Below are 20104 nucleotides of genomic sequence, written 5' to 3'. Positions count from 1 at the left end.
TGAGGTTTTAGTAATGTCAGAAGAAAAGAAAAAGAAGACTCCTGCGGATTTTAAAAAGGAGAGTGAACAGAGCTTTCGCGTAGACCTTGCAAAAGGTTCAACTGTAAAAAAAGTAATCGGAGTAGTAAGTGGTAAGGGCGGTGTTGGAAAAAGCCTTGTTACCGGACTTTCTGCTTGTGCCATGAATAAGAAAGGATATAAAACAGCAATTCTTGATGCTGATATTACAGGTCCCTCGATTCCCAAAATGTTTGGCGCTTCACAGATCAGATACGCAGATGATGATGGCAATATGATTCCGTCTGAATCCGAAAACGGAATAAAAATGGTATCAATCAATCTTTTGATGGAAAATGATACAGATCCCGTTATCTGGAGAGGCCCTGTTATAGCAGGTGTTGTTAAACAGTTCTGGGGTGAAGCCTGCTGGGGAGATGTGGACTACATGTTTGTAGATATGCCGCCCGGAACCGGTGATGTTCCGCTCACTGTTTTCCAGTCACTTCCCATCGATGGAATACTTGTTGTCTCAACTCCTCAGGAACTTGTTTCCATGATAGTTGAGAAGGCTGTAAATATGGCTAAAATGATGAATGTACCTGTCATCGGCCTTATTGAAAATATGAGCTATATGAATTGCCCTCACTGCAATAAGCCTATTTATGTATTTGGCGAAAGTAAGATTGATTCTTACGCTGCAGCAAACGGACTTGACGTTCTTGCAAGAATTCCGCTTGATCCTGAATTTGCCACAAAATGTGACGCAGGTAAGATAGAAGAATATGATGCAGACTTTATGGACAGTCTTGTATATAAGCTTGAAAATCTATAATATATTATTAAAATGACGTTTTAAGTTTATCGTTGGGGGATGGACCTTATGAAATGGAAACCGGGGAAGAAACAGCTTAGTATAATGGCATGCGTAGTTATTTGTGCACTGATCATTATGCTGATCTACTATGTACTTTTTAACGGGAAGGCACTCACTAAAAGCATAAACCGGCTTCTTTCCATTCTCACGCCAATTATCTTAGGATGTGTTATAGGCTATATTCTTACGCCTATTCTAAATACCATTGAACACAGATGGATTTATCCGCTTTATAATCTTAAGGGGATTGATCTCAAAAAACCTCAGTATTTTAAAAGAAAAAAGAAAGTAAGAAAAATCAGCGTTACAATAACGATGGCGTTCTTCTTTTTAATTCTTTATGCAATGCTGATGGTTCTTATTCCTCAACTTATTAGAAGCATAAGGGACATTATTCGCAATTTCCCTTTCTATGCTTCAAATTTTCAAAGATTTATGGATAAATATCTCAATGATAATCCTTCCGTCAGGAGAGTGGTGGATTCTCTTTTGCAGGAATATTCTACGACTCTGACAAAGCTTTTCAGAGATAATTTTGTTCCTAATCTTTCCACAATGATTTCTACAATATCCAAGAGTATGATGAACATAGTTCAGATATTTTTATATCTGATAGTAGGAACTGTCGTAGCTGTCTATGTTCTTAACTCCAAAGAAGTATTTATCGGGCAGGGCAAAAAGCTTTGCTATGCATATCTAAAAAAAGAGTTTGCAAATGAAGTTATTGGCGCCTTTAGATATGCGCATCATACCTTTACCGGATTCATCATGGGTAAAATTGTAGATTCGCTTATTGTCGGAATAATTTGCTTTATCGTTATCAAGTTATTAAAGGTTCCATATCCGATAGTTCTTGCTTTCTGTGTGGGACTTACTAACCTGATTCCCTTCTTTGGCCCGTATATAGGCGGAGGCTTTGGGCTTATCCTGCTTATCATGATCAATCCAATAAAGGCATTGGCATTCCTTATAACAATTGTTGTGCTTCAGCAGATAGACGGTAATATCATCGGGCCTTTAATTCTTGGCAATTCAACAGGCTTATCGAGCTTTTGGGTTATTTTTGCCATTATGTTTTTTGGCGGCATATGGGGGCCTATAGGATGGCTTATAGGTGTTCCTGTTTTTGCATGTATTTATGCACTCTTCAGTCATATTACATTAAAGAGACTTCGGGAAAAGAAATTGCCGAGAGACACTTCAACATATATAGATACCGCTTATATGGATGATGAAGGTATTGTGACTCTCGAAGATGCTGATAATACAAAATATTATGTTCATAATGAGGCATCAACCTGGAGGAGAATATTCAAGTTTTACAAGAAAGCAAAGAAAAACATAGAAAATGTTGTACCTACTCCGCCATCACCTCTCAGTATTTCTGATGATTCAGAGAAAGATGATGAGAAAGATTGAGCAAAATTAATGAAACATTAATTTTGTAATGTATACCTTAAATTATTAATGCTTAAATTTGCGCCTTGACACTTGATTTTATGTAACTATAATATTCTTTAAACATTGGCGCGTTAAAGCGTTAAAACTAATCGGCTTAGAGATATTTTCATCCCTGAACTGATCTATAAAATATCAAAGGAGCATAGTTATTATGGGGAAAAAGAATTTAGACTGGTCAAGTATTGGATTTAATTATCACGTAACGGATTACCGCTATGTGTCAAATTTTAAAGATGGTAAATGGGATGACGGCGCCATTACAACAGATTCTAAGATTGTTCTGAGTGAGGATGCCGGAGTGCTTCATTATGCACAGGAGGTATTCGAGGGACTTAAGGCTTATACAACAGAGGATGGTCATATCGTTTGTTTCAGACCGGATCTCAACGCAAAGAGAATGGTTGATTCAGCTCAAAGACTTGAAATGCCTGCATTTCCTGAGGATAGATTCATAAAAGCTGTCGAGGAAGTTGTTAAGGCTAACGAAGATTGGGTTCCTCCTTTCGGAAGCGGAGCTACTCTCTATATCAGACCTGTAATGTTTGCAACAGGCAATGTAATAGGTGTTAAGCCTGCTGATGAGTATCAGTTCAGAATTTTTGTTACACCTGTAGGCCCTTACTTCAAGGGTGGCGCTAAGCCAATCGTAGTAAAAATCAGTGATTTTGACAGAGCCGCACCGCATGGCACAGGTAACATCAAGGCAGGTCTCAACTATGCGATGAGTCTTCATGCAATTGTAACCGCTCATGATGAAGGCTTCGCTGAGAACGTTTATCTTGATGCTCAGAACAGAACTTACATTGAAGAGACAGGTGGAGCAAATATCCTGTTTGTAGATGAAAACGGTAATCTTGTTGTTCCAAAGTCCTTTACCGATTCAATTCTTCCTTCAATCACAAGAAGATCAATTGTTCAGGTAGCTAAGGATTATCTTGGACTTACAGTAGATGAGCGTCCTGTACGTCTTGACGAGGTACACAACTTCAAGGAGATGGGTCTTTGCGGAACCGCTGCGGTAATCAGTCCCGTAGGTAAGATCAACGATCACGGCAATGAGATTTGCTTCGAGTCCGGCATGGAGAAGATGGGTCCCGTTATCCAGAAGCTCTACGATACTCTCACTGGAATCCAGATGGGCGAAATCGAAGCTCCCGAAGGCTGGGTTCATGTTATAAAATAATAAATAAGGTCGAACACTGCTTATTGCTTGTTATTAGGCGAATATATGTGATATTTGTTTGCGTGGAACTATACATTCCAAAGCTAACAAAGTATCACATATATCCGCCTTATCCAATCAATCTGCAGCGTTCGACCTTTTCTATTATGTAAACTTTCTATATAATTATTTTATGTCCCTGTTTCCTTGAGGAGATAGGGCGTTTTTTGTTAATTACATTATAAGTTGGGCAATGATTATGAATGAAAATAATAAGAAAGTAAAAAGTTATGTGTTATTAGGCGGTGTGATTGGATTTGCTCTTTTGATTATGTTGTTTAACAGGGTTAATTCGAGGAATGGCGAACTTGTGGTGATTTCGGTTGATGGGGAAGTGGTAAAGGAATTGGCCCTTGATGTTGATAATGAGTTGGAAGTCATCGGGTTTGATGGAGGTAAAAATAAGGTTGTTGTCAGGGATGGAGTTTGTTATGTAAATGAGGCTGATTGCCCTGATAAACTGTGTATTAAGCAGGGGGGGATTTCAAAGATCGGGGAGTCGATAATATGTCTCCCGCACAGAGTTGTTGTTACTATAAAGGGTAGTGAAGAAAAGGGTGAACTCGACAGTATGTCGAAATAATCTGATTAAATGCCAGAAGGATTGTTATGAAAACAAAAAAGCTTGCACTGCTTGGGCTTCTTTTGGCCTACGCGATGATTTTATCATATATAGAGAGTTTAATTCCGTTTTTCGGAGGTGTTCCTGGGATGAAGCTTGGACTTCCGAATATGGCAATCGTATATTTGATCTACAGTTATGGGAATAAGGAAGGGGCAGTTGTAAACCTGTTAAGGATTGTGCTTACTGGTTTCTTGTTCGGAAATATGTTTGGCATACTTTTTTCTATTGCAGGAGCTGTGATTAGCTTTATTGTCATGTGTGTTGTTAAGAAGACAGATATTTTCGATGTGAGAGGAGTAAGTATTTGCGGCGGTGTTGCGCATAACATCGGTCAGCTTCTTATTGCTGCATTTGTGGTTAAAACCTCCGGAATAATCTACTATTTACCGCTTCTTTTGATCTCAGGTGCTCTGTGCGGCTTTTTAAATGGTTTAATAGCCGGTTATATGCTTAAATACAGCAAGATTTTATGAACGTTTTAAGAAAACTTTATAATGTGCTTACCTAAAAACACTTATAATTTATTTGTGTAATTATGATGTAATCTATTGATTTTTCTGTTAACTTATGAGGGTTTTTCGGTGAGGAAAAGTAAAAGTACAGCCGGAATAATTATAATTGTATTAATAGCTCTGATATTCGTTACCCTGATAAATACTTTTCTTGTATTTAATATGACAGCTGAAGAAACAAGAAATTCCGGTGCTTATCAGCTGGAGAGTATTGTTGCAGAGCTTGATAAAGGAATAAATACCGCAAAAAATCATGCATCAGAAATAGCCATTGAAGTTTTGCCTATATTAAATGATAAAGATGCTTTGGAAACCTACATTTATACAAAAAAAGATGCGATTTTCAAAGATTCTGACGGCGTTGATTTTAATGTATACATTGCGGGAAAAGACTATGAAATTATTCCGGATCTTGATGAAACAGATGGTTATAATGCCAATGACAGAATTTGGTATCTGGGTGCCGTTAACAATGATAAAAAGGTTTATGTAAGCGATCCCTATGTTGATGTTGTAACAGGTCAATTTTGTTATACGGTTTCAAAAGAGACTTTGGAAGATGGAACCGTAATTGCCATAGATTGTTCTTTAAATAAAATCCAGAAAGAAATCGAACAGATTGCGATTGCAAACAATAATACCGCAGTAATGGTTTCAGGAGATGGTGTTATTGCAGGTTGCAGCAATAAGGACGATGTAGGTTTTAAGCTCCAGGATACATATCCTGAACTTGCCGGGGTTTTTGATCATGCAAAAACGTCGGATAATACAGTTTCTTCGAGGATAAAAAACGGGCTTTTTAACGATAATCTTTTTGCCACCGGTACTGATTTTGGGTGGTATCTTATAGTATGTATCAATGATTGGGAATTATATCATGACTCTTATTTGTGGCTTTTAGCTGCGATTATTCTTAATGCTATTCTTTTTATAATTATTTTTGTCCTTTACTATGTAAGTAAGAAAAATGAGCAAAAAGCTCAGGATGCACTTGAATCAAAAGATAAATTCCTTAGGGCTGTTTCAGGCGACTTAAAATCGCCGTTAAATACAATCATTAACAATTCAACCTCAAAGGCTTTTGATGAAGATAAAAATTATGAAGCCAGATTTGAGGCTATTCAGGATGCAACAAAGCAGCTTTCTGAAAGCATTCAGCAAATCATCAGTTATTCCAATTTTGTAAAAGAAGAAAAACAGAAACGTAATACTCAAAGTGTAAAACGATACACAAAAGTCAGCAGCAGGTTCAGAAATCTCATCATATCACTGATGGCTCTTACAATGTTAATCAGTGTCCTTTCAATCAGCTGGATGACCTCAAGATGGTGTAAGGCACGCATGCGTGAAATGGTTGGTCAATATAACAACCAGGTTTCGGAATGGGTTGTTACACAAGAGAGTATTCTTGATATGTTCTGTACAGATATATCAACAAAGCCCGATATCCTTAATAATTATGATAATACTGTAGATTATCTTGAAAGAATAACCGCGCAATACGAGCAGATATCAGCAACTTATATTGCTAATAAAGAATTCACTCCTACGGTATATATGAATAACGGTTGGAAGCCCGACAGTAATTTTAAGGTTGAAGACAGACAGTGGTACATGGATAGTATTAATTCTGATCAAGAGACATGTATTTCAAGTCCTTATATAGATGCCAAAACAGGATATTACTGTGTAACAATTTCAAGGGCTGTATATGACAGCAAAACAGGAAAATTCCTAGGGGTATTTGGTATAGATTTTTACATGGATAAGCTTATAGATATCCTCGGAAAATCCTATGATGACAAAAACTATGCATTCCTTACCGATACAAGAGGCATGATTATCAATCATCCGAACGGATCTTATCAAATGCGGGAAGGAAAAACTACTAATATTGCAAAGCTGCCTTATGCAAAAGCCCAGACAAACGGCGAAAGTATAATGATATTTAAGGATTATGATAATGATCTTAAAGTTTTACTTGCAGTTGAGAATGAGTATTCCGGCTTTAAGGTTTATATTGTGTTCTATTTCCTTAGCATTTACGGAAGGACCATACTATACGGTACAATTGCATTCTTGTCATCACTTATATGTGTGATAGCTGTGTACAGGCTGCTTGGAGGACTGCTTACGTGGCAGGAGGAGATGAACAGCCAGTTGCAGGAGGCCGCTGACAGTGCGATTGCAGCAGGAAAAGCAAAGAGTGACTTCCTTGCAATGATGTCACATGAAATTCGAACTCCTATCAATGCCATTATCGGAATGAACGAAATGATTCTCCGAGAAAATCCGGGATCAGAGATAAAGGGTTATGCAAGCAAGATAAGAAGCGCTTCTAAGACACTTCTTAGTTTAATTAACAGTATTCTTGATTTTTCAAAGATCGAGGAAGGAAAACTCGAGATTATCTGTGTTAATTATGAAACAAGGACACTTTTAAATGATGTCATAAACATGATAAGTCCCAGATTTAAAAATAAAGATATTGAACTTAAGCTTGAGATTGATCCGGATATACCGAGAGGGATGTATGGTGATGACGTCAGAATAAAGCAGATTATCCTGAACATTCTTACCAATGCCGTAAAATATACGGAGAAGGGTTCTGTTACCCTGTCTGTTTCTGCGGAAAATTACGATAAAGAGCACACTATTTTGAAAGTAAAGGTTACTGATACCGGTATAGGTATTAAGGATGTTGATCTGGATAAGCTGAATGCTCTTTTCCAGAGACTTGATGAAAAGAGAAACCGAAATATTGAGGGCACGGGGCTTGGTATTGCTATTGTTACAAGTCTTCTTAAAATGATGGGCAGTCATCTTGAGGTTAAGAGCGTATACGGCGAAGGTTCGGAATTTTCATTTGACCTCAATCAGAAGGTAACCGATTGGGGTTATCTCGGAGATTTCGATATTTCCACTGTTGTTACTGATGAGCAGGATACTACCGAGAAGTATCTTGTTGCTGAGCATGCTGATATCCTTGTTGTTGATGATAACGAAATGAACCTTGCGGTTATAAAAGGTCTCCTTAAAAGAAATAAGATTTCTCCCGACTTTGCAACATCAGGAGCCCAGTGTATAAGTGAGGTCAGAAAAAAGCATTATGATATCATCCTTCTCGATCATATGATGCCAGAAATGGATGGTATTGAGACTTTACAAGAATTAAAGAAAGAGAATTTATTACGGAAAGATACCACAGTTATTGCACTTACTGCCAATGCTGTTGTCGGAGCAAGAGAAGAATATATTGCAGCAGGTTTTCATGATTATCTGTCAAAACCCGTCGACCCGGCAGCTCTTGAAAAAATGCTTGGTAAATATCTTCCAGATTTCAAAATGTCTTATGAAGAAGTTATTTCTGAAAAAGAGGCTGAACCTGAAAAAATACCGTCATCTGATGAGATTATTGTAGACGATGATATTATTGAGTTTATACCGGGACAATCTATATTTGAATCAAAAGCCGATCAGGACAATGCTTCCGATAATATGAAAAAGCTCAGAAAGCTTTCATATCTGAATATCGATGAGGCTATTTCATTATGTGGTTCTGAGGATGCCTATATCACCATTCTTCAGATGTTTATACGAACTGCAGATGTAAAAAAGAAGAGAATAAAAGAACTCTATGAGAAAAAAGATATTAAGAATTATATAATTGAGCTGCATGCGCTTAAGAGTTCAACTAAACTTCTTGGAGCTGAGGAATTCAGCGAACTCGCCAAAGAACTGGAATTTGCAGGAAAAGATAATAATTTATCGATAATTGATGAAAAAACAGAAAAAATCTTTGAATGGTATGATAAAATTGAAGATGAAATTAGTTCAATTATTTAATGGTACTTTTTTCGGAGGAGTTGAAAATGGCCGGTTGGGTTTTTGTGGTCGATGATGACATGACCAATCTGCTCGCAGCAGGTAATATTCTTAGCCAGAATAATATACGTGTCACTGCGATCAAATCAGGAAAAAAGCTTCTTGCTCATTTAAAGAACAATAAACCTGATCTGATTCTTCTGGATATTCTTATGCCTGAAATGGATGGCTTTGAGACCTATGAGAAACTTCGCGAACAGGAAAAGGACAGGGACGAAGAGGAAACTCCCGTGATTTTCTTAACTGCCGACGAAGATAAAAACTCAGAGAACAGAGCCCTCCAGCTTGGTGCGGTCGATTATATTCACAAACCTCTTAATGAAGAGGTACTGCTAAAAAGAATTTCCAATGTTCTTGAAAACACTTCAAAAATTAAGGAACTTATTAATGATGCTACAATAGATGGCCTTACCGGATTTTTAAATAAATCTGCCGTAAATGAAAAATTATTATCAGTGTGCAAGGACACAGATGGAGCGTTAATGATTCTTGATATTGATAATTTCAAGAAGGTTAACGATCTTTACGGGCACGACAAGGGAGACCTTGTCCTTAAAGCATTTTCAGATATTATTAAAACCAATACTCGTGAGCAGGATATCATCGGCAGAATAGGCGGCGACGAATTTGTCATCTTCCTAAAAAACTTTAAGGGAGAGAATGGTATCAGCTCTTTAAACGATAGAATAAATCAGCAGCTTGCAGTCAAAATGCATGAGTTGGTAGGAGATACGCTGCCGTTTAATACCGGTGTATCCATAGGTGTATCTTTTATACCGAATGATGGAAGAGACTATGACCTTCTGTTCAGAAAGGCTGATACCGCGCTTTATCAGGTTAAACAACATGGTAAGCATGGCTACAATATTTTCTCGGATTCCATGGAACAGGTTATTGAATATGATGTTGCTTCCAAAGACGAGATAGAAAGAATCAGTAATTTGCTCAAGGAAAACGAAACTTATAACAGTGCAATGTGGATAGGCCAGGATGCATTCAGCCACATCTACAGATATATGCTGCGATATATCAGAAGCTATAACGGCACTGCATATAAAGTACTCTTTAATGCAACGCCAGTTTCATCAGATATGACCAAAGTCGAATTTACAGAATGCATGAAGAAATTCGGTACATTTTTATCTAATTCACTCAGAAAGAGTGACGTTATGATGCAAAACGGTATAAATGAGTTTTTTCTGTTTTTGCCTGATATCGATGAACAATATATAGATAGCGTTATAGGAAGATTAATTACGTCCTGGCAAAAACTTGATTTTTCTTCAAAAATAAATGTCTCCTACGAGACAGAGATCATCTCTTCCAACAGTGAAAATGATGGTAAGAGAAGATCCGGGGATTTTTCAAAAAAATAAATATTTCCCAAAAAAATAATTAAATTGGAGCTCTTTGATAATGATTGCTTTTGTTAACGGAATACTGGATGAAAAAAGAGATCTGCAGGCAATTATAGATGTCGGAGGTATTGGCTATAATGTCAATATCTCTGCTTATACTGCAGACAGACTTCCTTCTAAGGGAGAACCGATAAAACTTTATACATATATGAGTGTTCGTGAGGATGCCATGAATTTGTACGGATTTCTTACAAGAGATGAGCTTGAATTTTTCAAGCTTCTTATTAGTGTTAGCGGCATTGGCCCCAAAGGAGGGCAGGCAATTTTATCCGTAATGACACCGGATGACCTGAGATTTGCAATTGTTTCAGGTGATTCCAAAGCAATAAGCAAGGCTCCCGGAGTTGGTAAAAAAACAGCGGAACGACTTGTCCTCGAACTAAAGGATAAAATTTCCGATGATGATATTTTGTCCGGAAAAGCCGGTGGAAACGGTGAGAATATATCGGTTCCCGGAGCTGATGAACCTTCGAATGAGGCAGTTGAAGCACTTGTAAGTCTTGGCTATGGTCTGTCTGAAGCTTCTCGTGCTGTAAGGAAAGTCATTGGAGATGGCGGTGCAGCTGCAGAAGATACTGAGGGTATTCTTAAGCTTGCATTAAAAGAGCTAATTTAAGAGGATATAAAAAGGTATGGAAAAAAGAACAATAAGAACCTCTGCAGAGCGTGGAAACGGTGCCGTTAATGCAGAGGTAATTGATGAAGATAAAAAAATAGAGGGGTCTCTTCGACCAAAGAGGCTTGCGGATTATATTGGTCAGTCAAAAATTAAGGAAAATCTTGTTGTATCTATTGAGGCTGCCAAAAAGAGAAATCAGAGTCTTGATCACATTCTTCTCTATGGACCTCCCGGACTTGGTAAAACGACTCTTGCCGAGATTATTGCAAATGAAATGGGTGTTCATTGCAAGGTAACCAGTGGTCCGGCTATTGAGAAGCCCGGTGAAATTGCTGCAATCCTTAATAATCTCAAAGAGGGTGATGTTCTTTTCATCGATGAGATTCACCGACTAAACAGGCAGGTGGAAGAGGTTCTTTATCCTGCAATGGAAGATTTCAAAATAGATATTATGATCGGAAAAGGACCGACTGCAAGGTCTATAAGACTAGATCTTCCTCATTTTACTCTTATAGGAGCCACTACAAGAGCAGGTATGCTTACAGCTCCGCTTCGCGACAGATTTGGAATGCTCTATAAAATGGAATTCTATGAGACACCTGAGCTAATGCAGATAATCATGCAGTCGGCAAAGGTTCTTGGGGTTGAAACCATGGAAGACGGTGCACGTGAAATGGCAAGAAGAAGTCGCGGTACACCTAGAATCGCCAATAGAATTCTGAAGAGAGTACGTGACTATGCCCAGGTTCGGTATGATGGTGTAATCACAGAAGAAGTTGCAAAGACTGCTCTCGATCTGATGGATGTAGATAAACTGGGGCTTGACCATAACGATAGGACACTTCTTCTTACACTTATAGAAAAATTTGGCGGAGGTCCTGCCGGTCTTGATACATTGGCGGCTTCAATAGGAGAGGACCCCGGTACTATTGAGGATGTATACGAGCCTTATCTTTTGAAAAACGGTCTTATAAACAGAACCCCGAGAGGAAGAGTTGTTACAGACCTTGCATATGCACATCTTGGGCTTGCAGGGATGACAAATACATGATGTTGTGGTATATTTATTATTAAATAACATCTAATATTATTGCTAATCCTTACTTCTAAGTTATATAATTTAATACATATTTAGTTTTAAGGTGGGGAGGAAAACTATGGCTTCTAAGACAGATACAGAGGTAATTATAGGCGGTAAGGTCTTTACACTTAGCGGATACGAGAGTGAAGAATATCTGCAGAAGGTTGCTTCTTATATCAACAATAAGATAGCTGATTACAACAAGATGGACGGCTTTAAGAGACAACCCGTGGATACACAGAATGTTCTGCTTCAGCTCAATATCGCAGATGACTATTTCAAAGCAAAGAAACAGGTAGAAATGCTTGAAGGTCAACTCAGTGATAAGGAAAAAGAACTTTACGATATAAAACATGAGCTGATTGCTACTCAAATAAAGCTTGAAAACACAGAGAAAAATGTTAAGAATCTTCAGTCTGACATTTCAGAGGATTCAAGAAAGATAATCCAGATGGAGACAGAGCTTAAAACTCTGAAAAAGTAATATGAGGCTGCCGATTGGCAGCCTTTTTCATCTTAAGGAAAGGTTTATCTATGGATAAAGTAGAATTGCTTGCTCCCGCCGGCAATTATGAGACCATGATTGGTGCCTTTAACGCTGGTGCTGATGCTGTATATCTTGGTGGTCGGGGCTTTGGCGCAAGAGCTTTTGCAGACAATTTCACAGATGAGGAAGTGATTAAGGCTATTCGCTATGCCCACTTGATTGGAAAAAAGATTTACCTCACTGTAAATACTCTTCTAAAGGAAAAAGAAATTCCTGCTTTTATAGATTTTTTTGCACAATTTGCTTATGCCGGCCTCGATGGTGCAATAATTCAGGATCTTGGTATATTCCGGATTATAAGGGAGACTTTCCCCTGGGTAGAATTGCATGTCAGTACGCAGATGACAATTACGGGCAATGCCGGAGCATCGCTTCTTATGGAACTTGGAGCTTCAAGAGTAGTACCCGCGAGAGAGCTTTCCCTTGATGAAATCAGACAAATACATGATAATTGCAAATTTCCTGACGGACATAGCATAGAAATTGAAGCTTTTATACATGGTGCAATGTGTTACTGTTACTCCGGAGCATGCCTGTTCTCCAGCATGGTTGGAGAGAGGAGCGGTAACAGAGGACGTTGCGCACAGCCCTGCAGACTTCCTTACAGGACTTCTAAGAATACTGAATGTTATGCACTCAGTCTTAAAGACATGTGCATGTTTGATCGTATTCCCGAGCTTATAGAAGCCGGCATCGATTCATTCAAGATAGAAGGAAGAATGAAAAAGCCCGAATATGCTGCTGGTGTTACTTCAATTTACAGGAAGCTTATAGATAATTATTATGAGCAGAAAAGTTCTGCCAAGCTTTTTGAACCCGGTAAAATTCGGATAAAGGCTACCTCCGAGGATAAAAGAATCCTTGCTTCTTTATATCTTCGTTCAGAGACAGGGGAAGGATATTACTTTAAACATAACGGAGCCGATATGGTTACGCTTGACAGTCCTGCCTACAATGGCTCTGATGATGCTGTTCTTGGTGATATACGAAATAAATATCTTACCGGAGAGAAGAAACTACCGGTTTTTCTAAAATGTAAACTAATGGCCGGGAAAGAGGCTGAACTTAGTTTATGCCTGGAAAAATGTGCAGAAATAGATGAAAATTTATCTATAACAGCCATTGGAGAAATTGTGCAGACAGCTCAAAAAAGACCTATGTCTGCAACCGATATAGAAAAACAGCTCTCAAAGTTTGGAAATACTCATTTCGAACTTGTTGATAAAAAAATAGAAATAGACACAGATAATATCTTTATACCAAACAAGGCTTTAAATGAGCTGCGAAGAAATGCCGTATGTTTGCTTGAAGATGAAATATGCAAATTCAGAGGGTATTCAAATGAATATCAGAAGAAAGAATCTAAGTCGGATAAATCAGGATCTTTGACGCCGAAGAAAAATGAAGGATTTTTGATCTCTGTATTAACAAAAGCGCAATTAGAAGAAGCTGTGAGATATTCGGAAGAATCTGAAAACGTTAATGCAATCTATATAGATAGCAGAATTGTCCTTTTAAACGATGAATTGCATTTATCACCTAAATGCAGAAATTATATTAGTCTTCCTTACATTACAAGAGATGAAAACTTCATTGATTGCAGGAAGGAGATAAAAAGCCTTCTTGATATTGCCGAAAGCAAAGATTATGACGGCGTGCTTGTCAGAAACCTTGAACAACTGAGTATTATTAAAGAATACAAGTTCAAGAAAGAAATAATAACTGATTACGGACTCTATATCTGGAATCATGAAGCTCTTTCTTCATATTGTGAAATCCTTAAGGACTTATCGTTCGCTGGATTTAATCTTCCACTGGAGCTTAATCATCATGAGGCGGAAGACCTTTTGTCTTGTTTGTGTGAAGAAAAAACGATATCCATTGACGCTGATCAAAAAATCAGCGTAGGGACTATGATTTACGGAAGAGTTCCCATGATGCTAACTGCCAATTGCATAAAAAATACGCTAAAAGGTTGTACCGGTGACAGAGGAAAAGCTATCAACTATGAAAATGACAAGTTGATTGACAGAACCGGAAGAATACTACCTGTTACATGTGATTGCTTTCACTGTTATAATATTATTTGGAACAGTGTTCCTGTTTCACTCTTTAAGAAAATACATAAATTAAAGAGCATTGCTTCCAAGTATTATGTTTCTTATCGTCTTGATTTTACAACCGAAAAACCGGAAGAAGTAAGAGATGTGCTGTATGCTTATAACAGCCTGTTTTTCGCCACAGAATCAGACAAAAACAAATATGAAAATATATTATCCGCAAAAGACTACACTACAGGCCACTTTGAACGCAGTGCGGATTAATGGAAAATCAGACAGCTTATGGAATTATACCTGACAGAAATATCTAAATATGTGATTGCAGGAAGCATGGGAGCATATACATTTTTCAGCTTCCTTGTTTTCATGTACAGAGGTGAAAAGAGAAGAAGCTGGATTTACTTACTCCAGATCATATCCCTATTTGCTACCCAGTTTGCATGCTTTATTCAGATCATTGCACAGACCGGAAGTAAACGTTATTTCTTTCTTCTGATGATACAGGCGCTTGTGCTTGCAAGCACAATATCGATGTTTCATATGGTTTATCCCGACGGAAACAGGCTGATTATCAACAACATGTGCATGATGCTTATGGTCGGGATGATAATGATCACGCGAATATCTTATGGAAAAGGGATACGACAATTCATTATCTCAAGTGCATCATTAGTACTTGCCTTTGTCATACCGGAGCTGTTGTTCAGATTGGAGTTTTTGGAAAGAAGAGGCTATGTCTTTGCAGCAATCGGAATTTTAATTCTGGGGATTATTTTAATTTATGGCTCTGTTGTTAACGGCTCCAGAATAAGCTTTAGAATTGCCGGCTTATCATTCCAGCCGCAGGAGCTCGTAAAGATTATTTACGTCTTTTTTATAGCTTCCGTACTATCTTTAAATAAGGATTTTAAGACTGTTGCAATAACTTCAGCGCTGGCCGCTGTTCATGTCATCATACTTGTTCTGCTTAAGGATCTTGGCAGTGCACTGATTTTTTTTGTTGTGTATTTATGTGTACTTTTTGTAGCTACCGACAGCTATTTCTATCTGATGTCAGGAATTCTTGCAGGATCTGTTGCAAGTGTTCTGGCATACAAGCTTTTTCCGCATGTTCAGCAAAGAGTGCAGGCCTGGAGTGACCCGTGGACCACTATAGATTCAACCGGATATCAGATAACTCAGTCTCTTTTTGCGATAAGCGGCGGCGGACTATGGGGGCTTGGCCTTTACGGAGGAACTCCTTCCTCTATTCCTTATGTTGAAGAGGATTTTATGTTTGCCGCAATTGCCGAGGAAATGGGAATTATTTTTGCATCATGCCTTCTTGCGATTTGTGTGTCAACTTTTGTCATGATACTTCTGGAAGCATATAAAATAAAAAATTCCTTTGGCAGACTATTATGTACAGGTCTTGGGATAACATATATTTTTCAGGTATTTCTTACTGTTGGCGGAGATTCCAAATTCATTCCGCTTACAGGAGTAACGCTTCCTCTCGTAAGCTATGGCGGTACCTCAGTAATGGTTACAATCATTATGTTTTCTCTAATTGAGGGGGAATGTCTTGTAAGAAGCGATGAGAGATATCAGGAATATTTGAAAAGAAAAAGGGAGAAGATAAATGCAGGAAAAAAATAAATCTTATCCCATAATTATAATCGGTGTTTTTACAGTGATCCTTTTTATATCCATGATTTCCTATATATCAATTTATGCTATTACCAATCACAGGGAGATGATGGATAACAGTTATAATGCGCATCAGCAGCTTCTGAAAAAGCAAAATACCAGAGGCACAATCTACTCTGCTGACGGTCAGGCACTGGCAATTACATCAACAGATGAAGAGGGGAATGAAACGAGGGAGTATCCTTTTGGTAAAACTTTTTCTCATGTTGTGGGCTTTTCCGTAAATGGAAGGAGCGGAATAGAAGATCTTGCCAACTATTACCTTATCAATTCCAATGCAGCACTAAAAAGTAAAGCAGAAGCTAAGGAAAATGACAAAAAATTTCCCGGAGATGATGTATACACAACTCTTGATGTTGATTTGCAACAGACTGCCTATGAAGCTCTTTCTGCAAGAGATGGTGCAATAATAGTCACAGAAGTAAAAACAGGTAAGGTACTTGCTCTTGTTTCCAAACCGGATTTTGATCCTGCAACCATCTTAAAAGACTGGGATTCTATTACGAATGATAAAAGTAACACCCAGTTACTTAACAGGGCAACGCAGGGGCTCTATCCTCCGGGATCAACTTTTAAGATTGTTACCTCTTTAGAATACTATCGCGAAATTGGCGAAGATTATAAAAATTATAAATTTAACTGTAATGGCAAATTTGCTTCAGGTGATGATGTTATAAGATGTTTTCATGGAGAGAATCATGGAAGCCTTGATTTTTCCATGTCATTTGCCAAATCATGCAATTCATCTTTTGCAAATATTTCTTTGCAGCTGAACAGAGATGCTTTCGGGAAAACCTTAGATAAGCTTATGTTTAATAACGAACTTCCCTGGGATATGAATTACTCTGTATCTTCTGCAGTATGCAATAACAACCTGGGAGATGCCGATACTATGCAGCTTGGCATAGGTCAGGGTAAAACTCTTGTCACTCCGCTTCATATGAATCTGATTACTGCAGCCATTGCCAATAACGGTACCCTGATGAAACCATATCTCATCGATAGTGTTGTCAGCGCAGATGGAAAAAAGATTGAAACCTTTTCACCCAAAGCCTATAAAACACTTGTTTCTGAAGAAGAATCGGATTTTTTAAAGGAAATGATGCTTGGAGTTGTGGAAAAAGGTACCGCATCAAAACTAAAAGGTCTTTCATATAATGCTGCGGGTAAGACAGGCTCTGCGGAATTTAAAGATTCTACATCAGATTCGCATGCATGGTTCACCGGCTTTGCACCTTATGAGGATCCTGAGATTGCGGTCACTATAATTGTTGAAAATGCAGGATCGGGCGGAGAATTTGCTGTACCTATCGCAAAAAGATTGTTTGATTGCTATTTTAACGAAAAGTAAAATGTTATTTTTGATTGTTGGGAGGCTTTTTTGAGATTAAGGGGATGTTGTAATTTTTTCTCAAAATTGTATATAGGCGATTCGATTAAGGATGCTCGCCTTGTAAAGTGGAAGCTAAAGCATGGTGCAGGACAGCTTTTCATATATGTTATTACCGCATCTGATATTCCGACAGGGCAGCTTGAAATAAAGCATTGTGCTTTCCTTAAACAGAAGTATTATTTGAGACATCCTGAATTTATATATGGAATCGCAGGAAGCTATAATGAAGCTTTGGATATTGTTGTAAAGATTTCCGAAGAAGCTTCAAAAAAGGGTATGGAAGGAGATATAAAAGGCTATCTTATCAGCCTTTTGGGGAATAACTGATGTCACTTTTTCTTACTATTCTTAAAATAATAGGAATAGTTTTGCTTATAATACTTGGAGTATTGCTTCTGCTTTTACTCCTTGTTCTTTTTGTACCCGTTAGGTACAAACTGGATGCTTCTGTTAAAGAGACTGATCTGCAAACGGAAAAAGATAAGTTAAAAGAAAATGTCTCTGCCGATGTAAGATTCAGCTGGCTCCTGCATCTAGTGAGAGGAGGGATATCCTATCCCGATGATTTGGAGTTCAAGGTAAAGGTGTTATGTTTCACGGTATTTCCGCCGAAAAAGAAATTATCTGAAGAGAATGCAGACAATGACGACTCATTGGCGACGGAAAAAGAAAGTGGTTTTGAAGATACCGAATTAATTAACGAGGAGACGAAAGAAGAAGCATCCGACGATTCATCTGCCGAAGAACAATCCTTAGGTAATTCCGAAAGGGATTTTGATGATCAGGATAGTAATAATGAAAATTCAAAAACGGATGATTTTGATGCGGATGATTTTGATAATGAGGATAAAGGATTCCTGAATTTTCTGAAAAAAATATTGGATACTGTAATAAAAATAGTAAAAGTACCACAAGATGTATTTTTAAAAATCCAATATACAACATCTAGAATATGTGATAAGATAAACATGGTCAAAAATACGTTATCCAACGATATTTTCAAGCGCGCTTTCGAAGTCACAAAAAAGCAGCTTATCAAAGTCCTGAAGATGATTATTCCGAAACGCTTTAAGGCGGAATTTCTTATCGGACTTGAGGATCCGACAGTCACAGCTGATATCCTTTCGGCATATGGTGTGCTTTATCCGCTGCTTGTTAACAAAGTATATGTTGTGCCGGATTTTGAGAGACAGATATTGAAGGGTGATATCCATATTAAAGGAAGGATAACAGTATTCAGAATCGTCTGGGCTGCTGCAATTCTTTATTTTAATAAGGATGTAAAAAAGACATATAGAAGATTTAAACGAATTATAAATTCTTAATTGGGGAGAGTTTTTTATGGGAGATTCAAATTTTAATTCCGTTGTAGATTCTCTAATGAATGGCATGAATACAATTATGGGAGCCAAGACCGTAGTAGGTGAAGCCACTAAGGTCGGCGATACAATAATTGTCCCTCTCGTGGATGTATCCTTCGGAGTGGGTGCGGGTGCAAGTAATGCAGACAAGAAGAATTCAGGGGCCGGCGGTTTTGCGGCAAAAATGTCTCCAAGCGCGGTTCTTGTTATAAAAAATGGTCAGACAAAGCTTGTTAATATAAAGAACCAGGATGCGGTAACCAAGGTCCTTGATCTTGTTCCCGATATAGCTGACCGCTTCATGAATCGCGGCAATGACATGATGGATGATGACAGCGCGGTTGATATTGCCTTTCCTGAAGAAGAGAACCTGGAGTAGTTTTACGGTTTTAGGGGGTTCCGTATGGAAAAGTTTATTAGTGAAGAAAGAATCGACAAAGCAACCGAGGAAGAGCTCTTTGAGATGAGACTCTGGATTTATAAAGAAAGTCAGAGACTTGAAGCAGAGCAGAAGACTGTTGACTCAAAAGTTGCTGAAATTGAAGCAAAAATGGAAAGATTCCGCGCAAAATTTCAGTCTGAAAGAAGTCAGTTTGAGCATGACAAGCAAAAATTTAAGGATGATCAGGCTCTATTTGATCAGCAGATAGAGATCCTTAAGGACGGATTTGATAAGCTCAATGCAGACAAGAAGAAGCTGGAGCGGGAATGGAAGAAACTCGAACAGGAGAAGGGGTACCTGAGAGAGGATGAGTATAGCAGAGCGGAATTTTTCTTCCAGGGTGTCAATTCGCTTCTTGCTCTAAAGAAGAGATATCGTGATCTTATGAAGATATATCATCCGGATAATCTATGCGGTGATCATAAGCTCTGCGATATGATCAATGAAGAATATAATATTCTTCTTCGCCAATTTGATACTTATATGAAGGCTTAAATAAAAGATTATTAATTAAATAATTATTTTTTGCTTGCATTTGCTTACCATTTCTGATATCATGTGTGATGTTGCGAATATATTTATGTAGTTATTTATTCGCTTGATGCATTTGATTAAAATATGGCTTATAAGGAGGTGTCAAAGTGGCTAAGTGTGAAGTATGCGGCAAGAGCGTTCATTTCGGTAACAACGTAAGCCATTCCCATAGAAAGAGCAATAGAATCTGGAATGCTAACGTACATAAGGTTGCAGTTAAGGTTAACGGCGGTACTAAGAGAATGAACGTTTGCACAAGCTGTCTCAGATCCAAAAAGGTTGAGCGTGCTTAATTATTGCAGATGAGTATTAAAAGGATTCACGAAAGTGAGTCCTTTTTTTATCTTAGCAGATGGGTTTTGGTAGCAAAACTCTTTTTGA

At 38.0% G+C, this 20104-nt stretch carries 18 protein-coding genes; all 18 read left to right on the top strand.

Features of this window, described 5'->3' with window-relative positions:
* Positions 1 to 13: 13 nt before the first annotated feature.
* Complete coding sequence (locus tag G630_RS0101655; RefSeq protein WP_022759923.1) at positions 14 to 832, top strand: Mrp/NBP35 family ATP-binding protein; 819 nt, start codon at positions 14 to 16, stop codon at positions 830 to 832.
* Positions 833 to 880: 48 nt separating this feature from the next.
* A complete protein-coding gene (locus G630_RS20280; protein ID WP_022759924.1) occupies positions 881 to 2293 on the top strand; it encodes an AI-2E family transporter in 1413 nt (470 codons plus the stop codon).
* 193 nt (positions 2294 to 2486) lie between these two features.
* Complete coding sequence (locus G630_RS0101645; protein WP_022759925.1) at positions 2487 to 3518, top strand: branched-chain amino acid aminotransferase; 1032 nt, start codon at positions 2487 to 2489, stop codon at positions 3516 to 3518.
* 238 nt (positions 3519 to 3756) lie between these two features.
* Positions 3757 to 4140, top strand: a complete 384-nt coding sequence (locus G630_RS0101640) for a NusG domain II-containing protein (RefSeq protein WP_049946034.1) — start codon at positions 3757 to 3759, stop codon at positions 4138 to 4140.
* A 26-nt stretch (positions 4141 to 4166) separates the two neighbouring features.
* Entirely contained in the window at positions 4167 to 4655 is a 489-nt protein-coding gene (locus G630_RS0101635; protein WP_022759927.1) for a Gx transporter family protein, read from the top strand.
* A gap of 108 nt (positions 4656 to 4763) precedes the next feature.
* Complete coding sequence (locus G630_RS20275; protein WP_044958393.1) at positions 4764 to 8540, top strand: response regulator; 3777 nt, start codon at positions 4764 to 4766, stop codon at positions 8538 to 8540.
* 26 nt (positions 8541 to 8566) lie between these two features.
* Positions 8567 to 9955 carry a GGDEF domain-containing response regulator gene (locus G630_RS0101625; RefSeq protein ID WP_026497530.1) on the top strand — a complete coding sequence of 463 codons (1389 nt, stop codon included), beginning with the start codon at positions 8567 to 8569 and terminating at the stop codon, positions 9953 to 9955.
* 40 nt (positions 9956 to 9995) lie between these two features.
* On the top strand, positions 9996 to 10613 hold the full coding sequence (ruvA, locus tag G630_RS0101620) for a Holliday junction branch migration protein RuvA (RefSeq protein WP_026497529.1): 618 nt from the start codon (positions 9996 to 9998) through the stop codon (positions 10611 to 10613).
* Between the two features lie 16 nt (positions 10614 to 10629).
* Positions 10630 to 11667, top strand: a complete 1038-nt coding sequence (ruvB, locus tag G630_RS0101615) for a Holliday junction branch migration DNA helicase RuvB (RefSeq protein ID WP_044958392.1) — start codon at positions 10630 to 10632, stop codon at positions 11665 to 11667.
* A gap of 106 nt (positions 11668 to 11773) precedes the next feature.
* Positions 11774 to 12181 (top strand): cell division protein ZapA, encoded by a 408-nt coding sequence (zapA, locus tag G630_RS0101610; protein ID WP_022759932.1) that lies wholly within the window; start codon positions 11774 to 11776, stop codon positions 12179 to 12181.
* Between the two features lie 50 nt (positions 12182 to 12231).
* Positions 12232 to 14568 (top strand): peptidase U32 family protein, encoded by a 2337-nt coding sequence (locus tag G630_RS0101605; protein WP_026497527.1) that lies wholly within the window; start codon positions 12232 to 12234, stop codon positions 14566 to 14568.
* 18 nt (positions 14569 to 14586) lie between these two features.
* Positions 14587 to 15942 (top strand): FtsW/RodA/SpoVE family cell cycle protein, encoded by a 1356-nt coding sequence (locus G630_RS0101600; protein ID WP_026497526.1) that lies wholly within the window; start codon positions 14587 to 14589, stop codon positions 15940 to 15942.
* Positions 15926 to 17344 carry a peptidoglycan D,D-transpeptidase FtsI family protein gene (locus G630_RS0101595; RefSeq protein WP_026497525.1) on the top strand — a complete coding sequence of 473 codons (1419 nt, stop codon included), beginning with the start codon at positions 15926 to 15928 and terminating at the stop codon, positions 17342 to 17344. Before G630_RS0101600 ends, G630_RS0101595 begins: the two co-directional genes overlap by 17 nt.
* 30 nt (positions 17345 to 17374) lie before the next feature.
* Positions 17375 to 17713: a hypothetical protein gene (locus G630_RS0101590; protein ID WP_022759936.1), complete on the top strand. Its 339-nt coding sequence runs from the start codon at positions 17375 to 17377 to the stop codon at positions 17711 to 17713.
* On the top strand, positions 17713 to 18711 hold the full coding sequence (locus tag G630_RS0101585) for a DUF2953 domain-containing protein (protein ID WP_026497524.1): 999 nt from the start codon (positions 17713 to 17715) through the stop codon (positions 18709 to 18711). The genes G630_RS0101590 and G630_RS0101585 overlap by 1 nt, the downstream gene beginning before the upstream one ends.
* 16 nt (positions 18712 to 18727) lie before the next feature.
* Entirely contained in the window at positions 18728 to 19126 is a 399-nt protein-coding gene (locus G630_RS0101580) for a GerW family sporulation protein (RefSeq protein ID WP_026497523.1), read from the top strand.
* 24 nt (positions 19127 to 19150) lie between these two features.
* The gene (locus tag G630_RS0101575) at positions 19151 to 19684 is read left to right on the top strand and encodes a hypothetical protein (RefSeq protein WP_026497522.1); all 534 of its coding nucleotides are present in this window, start codon (positions 19151 to 19153) and stop codon (positions 19682 to 19684) included.
* A gap of 146 nt (positions 19685 to 19830) precedes the next feature.
* Positions 19831 to 20016: a 50S ribosomal protein L28 gene (gene rpmB, locus G630_RS0101570; RefSeq protein ID WP_022759940.1), complete on the top strand. Its 186-nt coding sequence runs from the start codon at positions 19831 to 19833 to the stop codon at positions 20014 to 20016.
* Positions 20017 to 20104: the final 88 nt, after the last annotated feature.

It is taken from the genome of Butyrivibrio sp. WCD2001 (assembly GCF_000424485.1).
Taxonomy (GTDB): Bacteria; Bacillota; Clostridia; order Lachnospirales; family Lachnospiraceae; genus Butyrivibrio.
Note: the sequence above shows the minus strand (reverse complement) of the source record. Positions and strands in the feature narration are given on the sequence as shown.